Below are 12,849 nucleotides of genomic sequence, written 5' to 3'. Positions count from 1 at the left end.
TATGGCCTTCCCCAGCGTGGACGGTGCCGGCGCCGGTGCGAACGGAGCCATCGACCCCGCAGAGCTGGCGCTGATCTCCGAGCGAGCCCGCGTGCGCGGCCACGCGGCCGGGTACGCAGAGGGCTTGCGCCAGGCGGATGCGGCGGGCCTCATCCGTCTGGCCGAGCTGGAGGCCGCCCATGCCGCGGCCGTCACGGAGTCGCTGGCCCGCCTGGACACCGTCCAGGCCGTGCTGGGCGCGGCCGTCTCCGCCGTGCAGCGGACGACGCTGCCCCTGCTGGAGCAGAGCGACGCCACCCTCGTCTCCGCCGCGATCGAGCTCGCCGAGGCCGTCATCGGCCACCGGCTCACCGACGGTCCGGGCTCCGCCGGCGCCGCGCTCCAGCGGGTGCTCTCCGCCCTGGCCGCGGATGCCGGCCACCCCGACGTCATCGTGCACCTGCACCAGGACGACCTCGCACTGCTGCAGGGCGCCGGCCAGATTCCGCAGGGCCTCACCGTGCAGGCCGACGCGACCCTCCGCCGCGGCGACGCCAGCGCCGTGCTCCCCGACGGCTTCGTCGACGCCCGTATCGAGAGCGCCCTGCACCGGGCCACGCTCTCCCTCCTCGAGGAGACGGCATGAGCACCGCCACCCTCGCCGGAGCCGCCAGGTTGGCCGAACCCTCCGAGCTCGCCGAGCGCCTCCGTCTGGCCGGCCTGGCCGCCGCCCCCGAGCGCAGCGGCGTCGTGTCCTCGATCGTCGGCCTCGGCATTGAGGTCGTCGGGCTGGACTGCGCCATCGGCGACCTCGTCCGCCTCGGTGGCGAGGATGCCGCCGGCGTCGCCCCGATCGAGGCCGAGGTCGTCGCGTCCACCCGCGGCGGCATCCGCTGCATGCCGCTCGGCCGCATGGCCGGAATCAAGGTCGGCACGCCCGTGCGCTCCCGCAACGAGCCCGTGCGGGTGCCCACCGGCACCGGCCTCTTCGGCCGCGTGCTCGACGGCCTCGGCCGCCCCATCGACGGCAAGGGCCCGCTGCAGGCCGACGGCTACGTCTCGCTGCAGAACGAGGCGCCGTCCGCCATGCACCGCGCCCGCATCGACACCCCGCTGCAGCTCGGCGTGCGCGCTCTCGACACCCTGACCACCGTCGGCAAGGGGCAGCGCCTCGGCCTGTTCGCCGGCTCCGGCGTCGGCAAGTCCTCGCTGCTCAGCATGATCGCCCGCGGCACCGACGCCCAGATCAGCGTCATCGCCCTGATCGGGGAGCGCGGCCGCGAGGTGCGCGAGTTCCTCGAGGACGACCTCGGGCCGGAGGGGCTGGCCCGCGCCATCGTCGTCGTGTCCACCTCCGACGAGCCGGCCCTGATGCGCCTGCGCGCCGCCTTCGTGGCGACCCGGATCGCGGAGTCCTTCCGCGAGCAGGGCAACGACGTCATGCTCATGATGGACTCGCTCACCCGCGTCGCCATGGCGCAGCGGGAGATCGGCCTCTCTGTGGGGGAGCCGCCGGCCACCCGCGGCTACCCGCCCTCGACGTTCTCGGTGCTCGCCCAGCTGCTGGAGCGCGCGGGAACGGGCGAACGCGGCTCCGTCACCGGCATGTACACGGTGCTCGTCGACGGCGACGACCACAACGAGCCCATCGCCGACTCCGCCCGCTCGATCCTCGACGGCCACGTGGTGCTGGACCGCAAGCTCGCCGTCGTCGGGCACTTCCCGTCGATCGACGCGCTCGGCTCCGTCTCCCGCGTGGCCAGCCGCGTGACCGCCCCCGAGCGCCGGGAGCAGGCCGCGGTGCTGCGCCGCGCCCTCGCCGCCCGCCGCGGGGCACAGGACCTGCTCGACGTCGGCGCCTACCGCCGCGGCACGAACCCGCTGGTGGACGCGGCCGTCGACCACGAGGGCGAGATCAACGCGTTCCTGCAGCAGAGTATGAGCGATCAATCGACCGCGGATGACGCCTGGGCCGCACTGGCCCGACTGAGCCGACTGTTGGGGGCATGAGCATGACACGAGCATTCGCACTGGACGGGCTCCTGCGCCTGCGTCGGCTGGAACAGGACGAGGCGGCGGGCAGCCTCGCCGCAGCCAACGCCGGCCGCCACGAGAGCGCCGCACGCGAGGCCGCCGCCCGTGCCGGGCTCGGCGAGTCGCTGGCGACGCCGGACACCCTGGACGCGCTGCACGGCATCGCGGCAGCCCGGGCATCCGCGCGCAGCATGGTCGCAGAGCTCGGCGCCGTCACCCTGGAGCGGCAGCGCCGCGCCGAGGAGGCCCAGCAGGAGTATTCCGCGGCGCGCCGCAACACGCTGAGCCTGGAGAAACTGGCCGCCCGGCACGCCGAGACCGTGGCTGGCGAGGAGCTGCACGCCGAGCAAATCGTGCTCGACGAGCTGGCCGGCACCGCCTGGCAGCGCCAGGCAGAGGGGACGCAACGATGACCACGGCCATGACAGAGGCGATCGGCCGGATGCAGTCCATCCGCTCGACGATCGAGCAGCTGAGCGGGGCAACGGCCACGCGCGCGGCGGCATCGCCCGACACCACCGTCTCGGGGGCGAACAGCGACTTCACCGCGCTGCTGAACCAGGCGCTGAACGGCGCGGGGGCCACGCAGGGCACCGGCGTGCCCGGCAGCGAGGGCGTCACCGGCAACGCGGTCAAGGACGCCGCGATGAAGTACATCGGCGTGCCGTACGTCTTCGGCGGCGAGGACGCGAGCGGCATGGACTGCTCCGGGCTGGTGCAGCGCGTCTACGCCGACCTCGGCATCGAGGTGCCGCGACTGGTCTCCGGCCAGATGACCGCGGGAACCCCGGTCGCCTCGCTGGCCGAGGCGCAGCCGGGCGACCTCATCGTCACCGACAACGCCGAGCACATCGTGATCTACGCCGGCGACAACAAGGTCATCCACGCGCCGTACGAGGGCCGCACCGTCAGCCACGTCGAGCGCTGGTTCGACGAGTCCGACATCGTCACGATCCGCCGCATCGTCCCGACGGCCGGCGCGAACACCGCGAACACCGCGGGGCTCGACATCCAGGCGCTCCTCGGCTCGCTCGGCGGGCAGCAGAGCGCGACGACGAGCGTGAACGAGTCGCTGCTCGCCGCGGCCCGCGCCGCCATGCTGAGCGGAGGGACCCGATGAGCATGCCCCTGATCACCTCCGTCTCGCCGGGACGCGCCAGCGGCCCCGCATCCACGTCGGCAACGACCGACGCCGGCGCCGGCTTCGGCGCCGCACTCGCGACGCTGGCCGACGGCACCGCCGCCGCGGCGGCCGAGCAGGCGCCGCTCGGCGATTCCGGGGCGGGCGCCGGCACGGATGCCGGCGCGCAGCCCGGCCCCGAGGACGGCGCCGCACCGCTTCCCCATGAACAGCCCGCGGTCTCGCCACAGCCCGGCACACTCGGCTGGGGGAGTGCGGCCGCCCTGGCGAGCGGCTTCTGGGGTCTGGCCGCCGCGGCCACGACCACGTCTACTGCGCCCGCCGGGACCCCGGCGCTCGGTGCGCCGGACGCCGCTCCGCTTCAGCAGGGCGCGCCGCTCCCGGCGACCGCGGGCGGCGCACTCGGGCAACCGCCCGTTCCTGCCGTGGGCCTGCCCGGCGTGGCGGCCGGCACGGTACCCGCCGACGCGGTAGCCACACCGGCTTCACCGACCGCCGGCCCGGCCGCGCCGCTCCCCGGCGTCGGGGCGGCGACAACCGCTGCGATGGCCGCGGCTCCGAGCGCTGCGGTGCCGGGCAGCTCGGCATCCGGTGCCGCGCCGGCGCCCTCAGCCACCGAGGCGGCCGGCGCAGCGCGATCCGCCACGCAGGCGCCCCTCGCCGCGGCGGGACCCACGGCGAGCCCGCTCGCGAACCCGGTCGCGAACCCCACAGCGAACGCCGCTGCGGCCCCCGCCCCGGCTGCGGCGGCCAGCGCGGTCCCGATCGACGGCAACGGCGAGAGCGCCCCGGCGCCCGTCGTCGCCGCCGTCGGTCCGGCTCCGGTCTCCAACTCGGCGCTCACGGGCACGGCCTCGCTGGCCCAGCCCGGCCTCCCCGCCGCGCCGGTGCCGCTGGCGACCCAGCTGGCCCGGCCGCTGTTCACCCTGGCCGCCGCCGGCGACGGCACGCACCACATGACGATCACGGTGAACCCCGAACGTCTCGGCCCGGTCACCGTGCAAGCGGTCGTCGCCGGCGACCAGCTGCGCATCGAGCTCTTTGCCCCGAGCGACGTCGCCCGCGACGCCGTCCGGGGCATCCTCGGAGAACTGCGCCGCGATCTCGCCGGCACCGGGCTGCACGCCAGCCTCAACCTGTCCGGCGATGACGCCCCGGCCAGGCAGGGCGCAGGCAACCCGGGCGGCCAGAACCAGGCTGGCCAGAACCAGCCCGGCCAGAACACGCCGGGCCAGCATGGTTCCGCCCAGCAGGGGGCCGTGCCGCGGGAGGAGCCGGTCGTGGCAGCCCGCACCCTGGCCGCCCTGCAGGCCGACGAGCACGCCAGCGACGCCGACCTTCTCGAGGCCGCCGCCACGACATCCGCCCACCCGCACATCGATCTGATCGCATAGAAGAGGACCCCGTGCCGATTGACCCCATTGCCACTGCCCGCGGCGGCATCTACACCAACGCACCCGTCCGGGCGCCCAAGCAGGACATGGACGGCGAGGTGTTCATGTCGCTGCTCGTCACCCAGCTGCAGAACCAAGACCCGAGCTCGCCGATGGACACCGGCCAGATGATCCAGCAGACCACCCAGCTGGCGATGATGGAGAAGATGAACGAGCTCGCCGTCACCAGCGCGGAGGGCTTCTCGCTGCAGATGCGCTCCGCGGCCGCCGCACTCGTCGGCCAGCAGGTGACGTACGTCAACGCGACGGGCGAGACCATCACCGGAATCGCCGACTCGGTTTCCTACGCCGGAGCGGTGCCGACAGTCTCCGTCGGGGGCAAGAACATCCCGCTCGATGTGATCGCCAGCGTCACCAAGCCCCCCGCCGTGCCCCCGGTGCCCGACGTACCGGTCGACCCGCCGGTCGACCCTCCCGCAGAACCAGAAACTCCCGGCGCAGCCGCCGCCGTCTGACCGCCGACACCTCCACCGAAAGGCCAACACATGCTTCGCTCGCTCTACTCCGGTATCTCCGGACTCCGCTCGCACCAGACCATGCTCGACGTCACCGGCAACAACATCGCCAACGTCAACACCACCGCGTTCAAGGGTTCCGCCGTGCAGTTCCAGGACACCCTCTCGCAGCTCACCCAGGGCGCGGGCGGGCCGCAGGCCCTGACCGGTGGAACCAACCCGTCGCAGGTCGGCCTCGGCGTGCAGGTCGCCGGCATCTCCACCAACTTCACCCAGGGCTCCGCCCAGGCGACGGGTCGGGCGACCGACATGATGATCGCCGGTGACGGATTCTTCGTCACCAGCATCGGTGGCGAGACCCGCTACACCCGCGCCGGCGCATTCGAGCTCGACGCCGACGGCCGCCTGACCGCGCCCGACGGCTCGCTCGTGCAGGGCTGGAACGCCGTGGGCGGCCAGGTGCCGACCGGCGGTGCCGTCGGCACCATCAGCCTGCCGCTCAAGGCCGTCGCACCCGCCGTGGCCACCACCGGCGCGACGGTCGGCGGCAACCTGCCCTCCGACGCCGCCGCAGGCACCGAGCTGGTGCGCGACGTGCCGGTCTACGACGCCGACGGCAAGGCGGGCACCTTGACCCTCACCTTCACGAAGACCGCAGCAGGCTGGGACGTCTCCGGGTCCGACGGCGTCGCCACGCAGACGGCATCCCTCACCTTCGCCAACGGCGCGCTGACGGGCGGCACCCTCGGCGCCATCGGCGGGATCACGGTCGACCTGGCCGGCCTCACCGGCTTCGCCACCCTCAGCACCGTCGCCATCGAGGGCCAGAACGGCCGCCAGGCCGGCACGCTCGAATCGTTCACCCTGTCCAAGGACGGCACCCTCATCGGCCTGTTCAGCAACGGCGCCAAGGAGCCGATCGCCCGCGTGGCCCTGGCCACCTTCGCCAACCCGGGCGGCCTCGAGAAGGCCGGATCCTCCGGCTACCGCGCCACGGTCAACTCGGGCAACGCGGCCTACGGCGTTCCGGGCGATGCGGGCCTCGGCGTGCTCGCCGGCGGTCAACTCGAAATGTCGAACGTCGACCTCTCGCAGGAGTTCACCAACCTGATCGTCGCCCAGCGCGGCTTCCAGGCGAACGCCCGCATCATCACCACCTCCGACGAGGTGCTGCAGGAGCTCACCAACCTCAAGCGCTAGCAGCGGCTCACAGCATGGCCCCGGTGTCTCGACACCGGGGCCATCGCCGTTGCACGGCCAGGTGCATGCCGCCGGGCGATTCCCCTAGGCGGCAGGGGCATCCTCGCCGAGCAGCAGGAGCCTGATCGCGGATTCCGGCGCCAGACCGGTCGTTGTGAGCAGACGTCCGTCGCGGAACCGGTCGAACACCCGAGGGTCGATGTAGTTGGCGCGCGCCACCGTCGGAGTGTTCCCGAGCGCCTCCGCGGTGACCCGCGTCGCCTCGACGATCGCCTTCTTCCTGGCTGTCGCAGCCGACCCGGAGTCGCGCGGCGCGGGCCCCTGCGAGGCAAGGGCCTGCGCCGCGAGGGCCTGCGCCGCGATGATGGTGCCGTGCAGCGTCCGGAAGTCCTTCGCGCTGAAGTTGCCCTTCGTGCGCTCGCGCACGTACTCGTTCACCTCCTCGGGGAGCAGCCGATGCCAGCCGGCGTCGTCCTTCCACGCGAGCAGAACGGCGTCGGGCCCGCGGCGCTTCAGAGCGCGCACGGCCGCCGCCAGATCGGGGTCCGTCGTCTGCGACGACCAGTCGACGGCGCCCTTCCCCGTGAACTCGAGCAGCACCGTGTCGCCGGAGACCCGGGCGTCGGAGCCGAGGAGCGTCGTCAGCCCCCGGCTGCCGTGCCGTTGCGCGTAGCGCTCGCTCCCCACGCGCAGATATGCGCTGTCCAACAGCCGGAAGGCGACGGCGAGGGCCCTGGCCCGCGTGTGCCGCGGGCCCCGCAGATCCCGTGTGACCACGCCGCGCGCGGCGGGCAGACTGGCGGCCAAGTCGAGGGCGCGGTCGTACTTCAGCCGTGACCGCGCCCGCTGCCACTGCTCGTGGTAGAGGTACTGGCGTCGCCCGGCGGCGTCGGTTCCCATCGCCTGGATGTGCGCGTTGGCCTGGGGTGCGATCCACACGGCGGTCCACGCCGGGGGAATGCTCAGCGCCTCAACGCGCGCCGTGGCCGACTCCGCGGTGAGCGGGGCCCCGCGCTCGTCGATGACGGCCAGATGTGCACCCTTCCGTGAGAGGGTCCATCCCGGCGAGGACGGATCCGCCGTGCGCAGCCGGGGCATCGGCGCTCAGCCGGCCGAGCCGGGCGCCGGGTGGTGCGCAGTGTTCCAGCCCACCGCGGCAGAGATCGCGCTCGCCTGCTCGTCCTCCGGGATGCTCAGCCCCGCTTCGGCGCTCCGCTCCCGCACGATGCCCGCGATGTGCCGGACGCGCTGCGAGCCGACATCCGCAATCGTCTGGGCGATGATCCCATCCAGCTTCTCCCGGTCCGAGACGGCGTCCTGCTCCATCACCGGCTCATCCTGGGTCTCGCCGGTCACGGTGTTCTCCTCACCGATGCGTCCTGTGTCGTCCACGTCCCGCGCCATCCCCTCAGCCGCCTCAGCGCTTTGCGCCCAGGGGCGTTGCGAGCAGCTGCGCGATGCGCGCCGTCGCGATGTCCGCGGCGACCCGGTGCAGCTCGCCGTCCGAAATCTCCACCTGGTGGTCGGTGAGCTGCGCACGCAGAATGCTCTCGACCGCCTCCGGTGTGTGGCCGTCCAACTCCGCGCGCACCGCACAAATGACGTCGCTTGCGCCGAAGCCACTGTGCTCCGGCTCGGTCGCTCGATGGGCCGTGATGTGCATCTGTCCTTCTCCGTTGTCCGTGGCGGGCACTGTCTGCCCGTCGTGAGTCAGCCTCACGTTAGTGCGTGTCCGGCCGACTCGGCAGGGGCTTGAACAGCCCGGCCTCGTGTGTTATCGACCTCCGTTCCGACGCCAGCGGCATGACCTGACGGCGTCTGTCAAGCCCCTCCCCGGCCGCCTGTCCAGAACCTAGCGTGGAGGGACGAGAGAGGAGCACAGCATGCCGGGACGCGCGAATCCAAGCCTGAAAGACCCCGAGCTCTACGAGAAGCTCCGCGACGAGGGCGCATCGAAGGAGAAGGCGGCACGCATCTCCAACGCCACGGCAGCGAGCGGCCGGTCCGAGATCGGACGCCGCGGAGGCACTGCAGAGGACTACGACGAGCGAACCGTCCCCGAGCTGCGCGCACGCGCCAAGGAGCTGGGGCTGCGCGGATACTCCGGGAAGCGCAAGGGCGAGCTGATCGAGCTGCTCCGCACCCACTGAACGCCTGACCTACTGAACAACTGAACGACTGAACAACCGGACGCAAGAGGGGATGAAGAGATGGGCGAACCACGGAACGACCAGCCGACGCCGGAGCGCGAGGACGGCGCGAGCGGGGATCGGCCAACGGCCGACAACGATCTCACCGCCGACAACGACGTTGAGGAGGACACCGTCGCGACGGTGGACCCCGACAACGCGCCGGCGTGACGAGAGTGGAACCAGACGGCTCCGACCCGGGGGAGAGCCAGCGAGAGCGCCTGGACAGAAACTGGAGCGAACTCCTGCAAGAGCTCCGTGTTGTGCAGACCGGCACCCAGATCATCACCGGTTTCCTGCTCGCGGCGGTGTTCCAGTCCCGGTTCACCGAACTCGACACCTTCCAGCTGGCCACCTACCTGTGCCTGGTCATCACCTCGGTGGTGACGACGATCGCCGGGCTCGCCCCGGTGAGCTTGCACCGCTACCTCTTCCGGAAGCGCGCCAAGGAGCAGGTCGTCGCGTATGCGGACCGATTCGCCCGCATCACGCTCGTCGGCGTTGCCATCACCGTGGTGGGCATCACACTCCTCATCTTCGACTTCGTGCTCGGCCGGGCGTGGGGCATCGGCCTGGCCGTGGCGGTTGGCGCGCTCCTCGTGCTGTGCTGGGTCATCGCCCCGCAGCGGGCGCGCGCGGCGGACCGCGCGGCCGACGCAGCCGCCGCGGCCGCCGCACGGGAGTGACGGGCGAGGAACTCTGGGGCGGCGCGCCCGGCCGTCGAATCTGTCGGCGAGGGCGGCGACCGCGCTAACCGGGAGCGGCGCGCTGCCGATAGTGCAGCGTGACGGCCATTCGGCCGCGAAAACTTCAGCAGAAGCGAGGCGAGGCGATGATCGTCGTCACCCGACTCAACGACAGCCAATTCGCGATCAACCCCGATCTCATCGAGCGCATCCACGAGAGCCCCGACACCACCCTGGTCATGCTCGACGGCGCCAAGTACATCGTGACCGAGTCGCTGGCCGAGGTGATCACCCGCATCACCGAGTACCGCGCGCGGGTCATCAACCTGGCCTCCGAGATGCATGAGCAGCAGGCCGCCGGCCCGCAGCCGGTCCTTCGCCCGCTGAACACGCCGGGAGACGCACGCTGATGGACATCGCGATCATTCTCGGACTCGTCATCGCCTTCGGCTCGCTGTTCGCCATGATGACCCTCGAGGGCACCGCCGTCACGGCGGTGCTGCTCCCGGCACCCATGATCCTGGTGCTCGGCGCCAGCATGGCCGTCGGCATGGCCGGCGGCACCCTGCGCGACACCATCGCCGCCTTCAAGGCACTGCCCAGCGCGTTCATCGGCCGCTCCACCAAGCCGGACGAGACCATCGGCAAGCTGGTCTCGCTCGCCGAGATCGCCCGGTCAGAGGGCCTCCTCGCGTTGGAGATCAAAGCGGAGGAGGAGCCGGACCAGTTCCTCAAGCGCGCGCTGCAGAGCGTCGCCGACGGCACGGACGGCGAGGAGCTGCGGATCCTGCTCGAGGACGAGATCAGCACGAGCGACCGCGCTGCCCGCAACGCCGCCCGCTACTTCACCAGCGTCGGCGGCTACGCCCCGACCATCGGCATCATCGGCACCGTGGTGTCGCTGATCCACGTGCTGGAGAAGCTGGACAGCCCGGCCACCCTCGGCCCGATGATCGCCACCGCCTTCGTCGCCACGCTCTGGGGCCTGCTCAGCGCCAACTTCATCTTCCTGCCGATCGGCACCCGCCTGAAGCGCCTCGCCGAGCTCGAGGTCGAGCGGATGACGCTGCTCATGGAGGGCGTCCTCGCCATCCACGCCGGCAGCCAGCCGCGCCTGCTCGGCGACCGCCTGCGCGCGATGGTGCCGCGCGAGAAGGCGCCGCGCGAGAAGGAACAGCCGGTGAAGGTCTCGGACGCGGCATGAGCCGGCCCGCCCGCCGTTCCCGCAACACCGAGCACGCCGAGGAGCACGTCGACGAGCGCTGGATGGCGTCCTACATGGACATGGTCACCGTGCTGATGTGTCTGTTCATCGTGCTGTTCGCCATGTCGACCGTCGACCAGGACAAGTTCATCGCCCTGAAGAACTCGCTCGCCACCGGCTTCGGCACCGTGGACGTCGGCAAGTTGGACACGGCATCCGGGGTCGTCGTTCCGGAGGAGCTGGTTGACGAGCAGGGCGCGGGCTTCACCGAGGCCGAGGAGGCCTCCGCCGAGGTCGACAACCTGCTCAAGCTGCGCGAGCAGCTGCGCTCCGCTTTGGCCGCCCAGAACCTCGAGCACACCGTCACGTTCGTCATCGACCAGCGCGGGCTGACCGTCGGCCTGATCGGCTGGGAGACCTTCTTCCAACCCAACAGCATCCAGCTGCAGGGCGAGGCGCTCGTCGTCGTCGACACGCTCGGCCCGATCCTGGCCGCAGCGGAGCACAAGGTCTCGGTCGAGGGCCACGCCGACTACCGCGGCTCGCCCACCCCGTTCCCGACCGACTGGGAGCTCTCCGGCGGCCGCGCCACCCAGGTGTTGCGCCGCATGGTCGAGTCGGCCGGCTTCCCCGGCTCCCAGATCTCCGCCGTCGGCTATGGCTCCACCCGGCCGGCCCGCACGGGGGAGAGCGCAGAGGATGCCGCCATCAACCGCCGGGTCGACATCGCCGTGCTCTCGGACCTGCCGGAGTCTGTGCGAAACCTGATCCCCACGGCGCTCAGCACGAAGACAGGGCAGCCCGCTCCCTAACGCGCCGCCATTCGCTGCCGATAGTGGCAACAGTGACGGTCAGAGACAAGCAGCAGCGCGCAGACTCCGTGGATTCCGCGTACTCGGCCAGCCCCCAGCCCTACGACTTCCGGCGCCCGACGACGCTGGCCCGCGAGCACTCGCGTGTGCTGGAGCTGGCCTTCGAGACCTTTGCCAGGCAGTGGGCGACGCAGCTCACCGCGAAGGTGCGCGTGCTCTCCCAGGTGACGTGCGAGCAGGTGCTCATGCACAGCTACGACGAGTACGCGGCCGTCCTCCCGGCGACCACCGCGATGGTGCTCTGCTCGATCGAGGGCACCTCCGCCAAGGCCGTTGTGCAGTTCCCGGCCTCGGCCGGGCTCTCCTGGGTGGCGCGGATGCTCGGCGGCAGCGCCGACGCGGAGCTGCCGGAGCGGGTCTTCACCCAGATCGAGCAGGCGCTGGTGCGCCGGCTGATGGACGACGCGCTCGAGGACCTGCGCTACTCGCTCGGCGAGCTGCTCGTCGACGCCATCTCGATCGACGGCATCCAGTACAACTCCCAGTTCGCCCAGGCCGCCCCGACCGCCGAGCTGATGATCGTCGCCCGCTTCGCGGTGCGCGTGGGGGACCACCGCTCCCTGGCGAGCGTCGCCGTGCCCGCCGCCGTGATCCTGCCGCAGCTCGGCGAGTCCAACCCGACCAGCCCCGTCGACAACGCCCGCGCCCTGATCGGGCAGCAGCTCGGCACCGTGCCCGTCGACGTCGCGCTGCGCCTGGCGCCGGCCCCCGTGCTGCCGGGCACCGTGCTCGGACTCGCCGTCGGCGACCTCATTCCGCTTCCCCATTCCCAACATCGACCGCTCGACCTCGTCGTCGACGGCCACGAACTTGCCAGCGCTGCCGTCGGGGTCAATGGATCCCGTCTGGCCTGCGTCGTGGTGAGCACCAAGGAGACAACACGATGACGACCACCCCTGAACTTGGAACGCTCGAGCGTGCCGCCGTCGACGCCCTGCTCGCGGTTCTGCCGCTGCCCGGCGTCACCCGCGCCGTCATCGCCCGCGACCTGAGCGGCAGCGATGCCGCGGCGGCGGCCGCCGCGATCGCCTCCGCCGTGCAGGCGAGCTTCGTCGGAGCCCGCTCCGCCGACCTGGCCATTGCCGTGCTCGACGGCTCGGCCCTGCTCGGCGCGGCCGGCGGCGACTCCGCACTGGTCTCCGCCGCCGACGTGCTGCGACCCTCGCTCGAGGCCGCCGCATCCACCCTCGGCACCGGGCTGCTCGGCGCCAGCGCGCAGGGCGACGCCAGCGGCCTCATCGGCGACGACGAGGCCGTCGTGTTCGAGCTGCTGGGCGGCAGCAGCGGCGAGGACACCACGATCGGCTGGTTCGCGATGCGCGTGCGCGAGGCCGCCGTGCTGGCCCCCGCCGCGGGCAGCGCGGCATCCGACGCCGACGTGCTCGGCCGGCTCGGCCGCATCAACAACGTCGAGATGGCGCTGACCGTCGAGCTCGGCCGCACCCGGATGACGGTGCGCGACGTGCTCTCGATCGAGCCCGGCGCCGTCATCGAGCTGGACCGCTCCGCCGGCGCCCCCGCCGATGTTCTGCTGAACGGCCGGCTGATCGCCCACGGCGAGATCGTCGTCGTCGACCAGGACTACGCCGTGCGCATCACGCGCATCCTCGACGTCGCGGACGGCGCGCTCTAACG

At 72.1% G+C, this 12,849-nt stretch carries 18 protein-coding genes; 15 read left to right on the top strand and 3 right to left on the bottom strand.

Features of this window, described 5'->3' with window-relative positions; genetic code table 11:
- The first annotated feature begins 1 nt into the window (after position 1).
- From BLT62_RS12060 to BLT62_RS12030, 7 genes are read left to right on the top strand one after another with little or no spacing between them, the layout of a single operon-like run.
- Entirely contained in the window at positions 2 to 625 is a 624-nt protein-coding gene (locus BLT62_RS12060; RefSeq protein ID WP_172829699.1) for a FliH/SctL family protein, read from the top strand.
- Complete coding sequence (locus BLT62_RS12055; RefSeq protein ID WP_083364280.1) at positions 622 to 1,989, top strand: FliI/YscN family ATPase; 1,368 nt, start codon at positions 622 to 624, stop codon at positions 1,987 to 1,989. Before BLT62_RS12060 ends, BLT62_RS12055 begins: the two co-directional genes overlap by 4 nt.
- Entirely contained in the window at positions 1,986 to 2,426 is a 441-nt protein-coding gene (locus tag BLT62_RS12050) for a hypothetical protein (protein WP_231919141.1), read from the top strand. Before BLT62_RS12055 ends, BLT62_RS12050 begins: the two co-directional genes overlap by 4 nt.
- On the top strand, positions 2,423 to 3,133 hold the full coding sequence (locus tag BLT62_RS12045) for a C40 family peptidase (RefSeq protein WP_172829698.1): 711 nt from the start codon (positions 2,423 to 2,425) through the stop codon (positions 3,131 to 3,133). Before BLT62_RS12050 ends, BLT62_RS12045 begins: the two co-directional genes overlap by 4 nt.
- Positions 3,130 to 4,548 carry a flagellar hook-length control protein FliK gene (locus BLT62_RS12040; RefSeq protein WP_083364278.1) on the top strand — a complete coding sequence of 473 codons (1,419 nt, stop codon included), beginning with the start codon at positions 3,130 to 3,132 and terminating at the stop codon, positions 4,546 to 4,548. The genes BLT62_RS12045 and BLT62_RS12040 overlap by 4 nt, the downstream gene beginning before the upstream one ends.
- A gap of 11 nt (positions 4,549 to 4,559) precedes the next feature.
- Entirely contained in the window at positions 4,560 to 5,063 is a 504-nt protein-coding gene (locus tag BLT62_RS12035) for a flagellar hook assembly protein FlgD (RefSeq protein WP_083364277.1), read from the top strand.
- 30 nt (positions 5,064 to 5,093) lie between these two features.
- Positions 5,094 to 6,263, top strand: coding sequence for a flagellar hook protein FlgE (locus BLT62_RS12030; RefSeq protein ID WP_083364276.1), 1,170 nt, complete (start codon positions 5,094 to 5,096; stop codon positions 6,261 to 6,263).
- Between the two features lie 84 nt (positions 6,264 to 6,347).
- Here the strand turns inward: BLT62_RS12030 and BLT62_RS12025 are convergent, their stop codons facing one another.
- Genes BLT62_RS12025 through BLT62_RS12015 form a run of 3 tightly spaced genes read right to left on the bottom strand, consistent with a single transcriptional unit; the run spans position 6,348 to position 7,926 of the window.
- Entirely contained in the window at positions 6,348 to 7,361 is a 1,014-nt protein-coding gene (locus tag BLT62_RS12025; protein ID WP_083364275.1) for a DNA topoisomerase IB, read from the bottom strand.
- A 6-nt stretch (positions 7,362 to 7,367) separates the two neighbouring features.
- Positions 7,368 to 7,655, bottom strand: coding sequence for a hypothetical protein (locus tag BLT62_RS12020; protein ID WP_156786335.1), 288 nt, complete (start codon positions 7,653 to 7,655; stop codon positions 7,368 to 7,370).
- A 25-nt stretch (positions 7,656 to 7,680) separates the two neighbouring features.
- Positions 7,681 to 7,926, bottom strand: coding sequence for a hypothetical protein (locus tag BLT62_RS12015; protein WP_083364273.1), 246 nt, complete (start codon positions 7,924 to 7,926; stop codon positions 7,681 to 7,683).
- 220 nt (positions 7,927 to 8,146) lie between these two features.
- On the opposite strand from BLT62_RS12015, the gene BLT62_RS12010 reads away from it, so the two are divergent.
- The 8 genes from BLT62_RS12010 (at position 8,147) to fliN (ending at position 12,847) form a co-directional block, all read left to right on the top strand.
- Positions 8,147 to 8,413 (top strand): DUF7218 family protein, encoded by a 267-nt coding sequence (locus tag BLT62_RS12010; protein ID WP_083364272.1) that lies wholly within the window; start codon positions 8,147 to 8,149, stop codon positions 8,411 to 8,413.
- Positions 8,414 to 8,473: 60 nt separating this feature from the next.
- Positions 8,474 to 8,623: a hypothetical protein gene (locus BLT62_RS17865; RefSeq protein ID WP_172829697.1), complete on the top strand. Its 150-nt coding sequence runs from the start codon at positions 8,474 to 8,476 to the stop codon at positions 8,621 to 8,623.
- A complete protein-coding gene (locus BLT62_RS12005) occupies positions 8,620 to 9,138 on the top strand; it encodes a DUF6328 family protein (RefSeq protein WP_231919139.1) in 519 nt (172 codons plus the stop codon). Before BLT62_RS17865 ends, BLT62_RS12005 begins: the two co-directional genes overlap by 4 nt.
- Before the next feature lie 146 nt (positions 9,139 to 9,284).
- Positions 9,285 to 9,548 carry a flagellar FlbD family protein gene (locus BLT62_RS12000; protein WP_083364270.1) on the top strand — a complete coding sequence of 88 codons (264 nt, stop codon included), beginning with the start codon at positions 9,285 to 9,287 and terminating at the stop codon, positions 9,546 to 9,548.
- Positions 9,548 to 10,342: a motility protein A gene (locus tag BLT62_RS11995; protein WP_083364269.1), complete on the top strand. Its 795-nt coding sequence runs from the start codon at positions 9,548 to 9,550 to the stop codon at positions 10,340 to 10,342. The genes BLT62_RS12000 and BLT62_RS11995 overlap by 1 nt, the downstream gene beginning before the upstream one ends.
- A complete protein-coding gene (locus tag BLT62_RS11990; protein WP_083364268.1) occupies positions 10,339 to 11,154 on the top strand; it encodes an OmpA/MotB family protein in 816 nt (271 codons plus the stop codon). The genes BLT62_RS11995 and BLT62_RS11990 overlap by 4 nt, the downstream gene beginning before the upstream one ends.
- 32 nt (positions 11,155 to 11,186) lie before the next feature.
- Complete coding sequence (locus tag BLT62_RS11985) at positions 11,187 to 12,101, top strand: flagellar motor switch protein FliM (RefSeq protein ID WP_231919138.1); 915 nt, start codon at positions 11,187 to 11,189, stop codon at positions 12,099 to 12,101.
- Positions 12,098 to 12,847, top strand: coding sequence for a flagellar motor switch protein FliN (gene fliN / locus BLT62_RS11980; RefSeq protein ID WP_083364267.1), 750 nt, complete (start codon positions 12,098 to 12,100; stop codon positions 12,845 to 12,847). The genes BLT62_RS11985 and fliN overlap by 4 nt, the downstream gene beginning before the upstream one ends.
- Positions 12,848 to 12,849: the final 2 nt, after the last annotated feature.

Source organism: Microterricola viridarii (genome assembly GCF_900104895.1).
Taxonomy (GTDB): Bacteria; Actinomycetota; Actinomycetes; order Actinomycetales; family Microbacteriaceae; genus Microterricola; species Microterricola viridarii.
The sequence above is the reverse complement of the archived record's forward strand: the minus strand, read 5'-3'. Positions and strand labels throughout refer to the sequence as shown.

Coding starts and splice junctions, on each gene's coding strand:
- BLT62_RS12045 (WP_172829698.1), top strand. CDS start 2,423: ATGACCACGGCCATGACAGAGGCGATCGGCCGGATGCAGTCCATCCGC.
- BLT62_RS12040 (WP_083364278.1), top strand. CDS start 3,130: ATGAGCATGCCCCTGATCACCTCCGTCTCGCCGGGACGCGCCAGCGGC.
- BLT62_RS12050 (WP_231919141.1), top strand. CDS start 1,986: ATGAGCATGACACGAGCATTCGCACTGGACGGGCTCCTGCGCCTGCGT.
- BLT62_RS12015 (WP_083364273.1), bottom strand. CDS start 7,926: ATGCACATCACGGCCCATCGAGCGACCGAGCCGGAGCACAGTGGCTTC.
- BLT62_RS12060 (WP_172829699.1), top strand. CDS start 2: ATGGCCTTCCCCAGCGTGGACGGTGCCGGCGCCGGTGCGAACGGAGCC.
- BLT62_RS12025 (WP_083364275.1), bottom strand. CDS start 7,361: ATGCCCCGGCTGCGCACGGCGGATCCGTCCTCGCCGGGATGGACCCTC.
- BLT62_RS12010 (WP_083364272.1), top strand. CDS start 8,147: ATGCCGGGACGCGCGAATCCAAGCCTGAAAGACCCCGAGCTCTACGAG.
- BLT62_RS11995 (WP_083364269.1), top strand. CDS start 9,548: ATGGACATCGCGATCATTCTCGGACTCGTCATCGCCTTCGGCTCGCTG.
- BLT62_RS17865 (WP_172829697.1), top strand. CDS start 8,474: ATGGGCGAACCACGGAACGACCAGCCGACGCCGGAGCGCGAGGACGGC.
- BLT62_RS11990 (WP_083364268.1), top strand. CDS start 10,339: ATGAGCCGGCCCGCCCGCCGTTCCCGCAACACCGAGCACGCCGAGGAG.
- BLT62_RS12030 (WP_083364276.1), top strand. CDS start 5,094: ATGCTTCGCTCGCTCTACTCCGGTATCTCCGGACTCCGCTCGCACCAG.
- BLT62_RS12000 (WP_083364270.1), top strand. CDS start 9,285: ATGATCGTCGTCACCCGACTCAACGACAGCCAATTCGCGATCAACCCC.
- fliN (WP_083364267.1), top strand. CDS start 12,098: ATGACGACCACCCCTGAACTTGGAACGCTCGAGCGTGCCGCCGTCGAC.
- BLT62_RS12055 (WP_083364280.1), top strand. CDS start 622: ATGAGCACCGCCACCCTCGCCGGAGCCGCCAGGTTGGCCGAACCCTCC.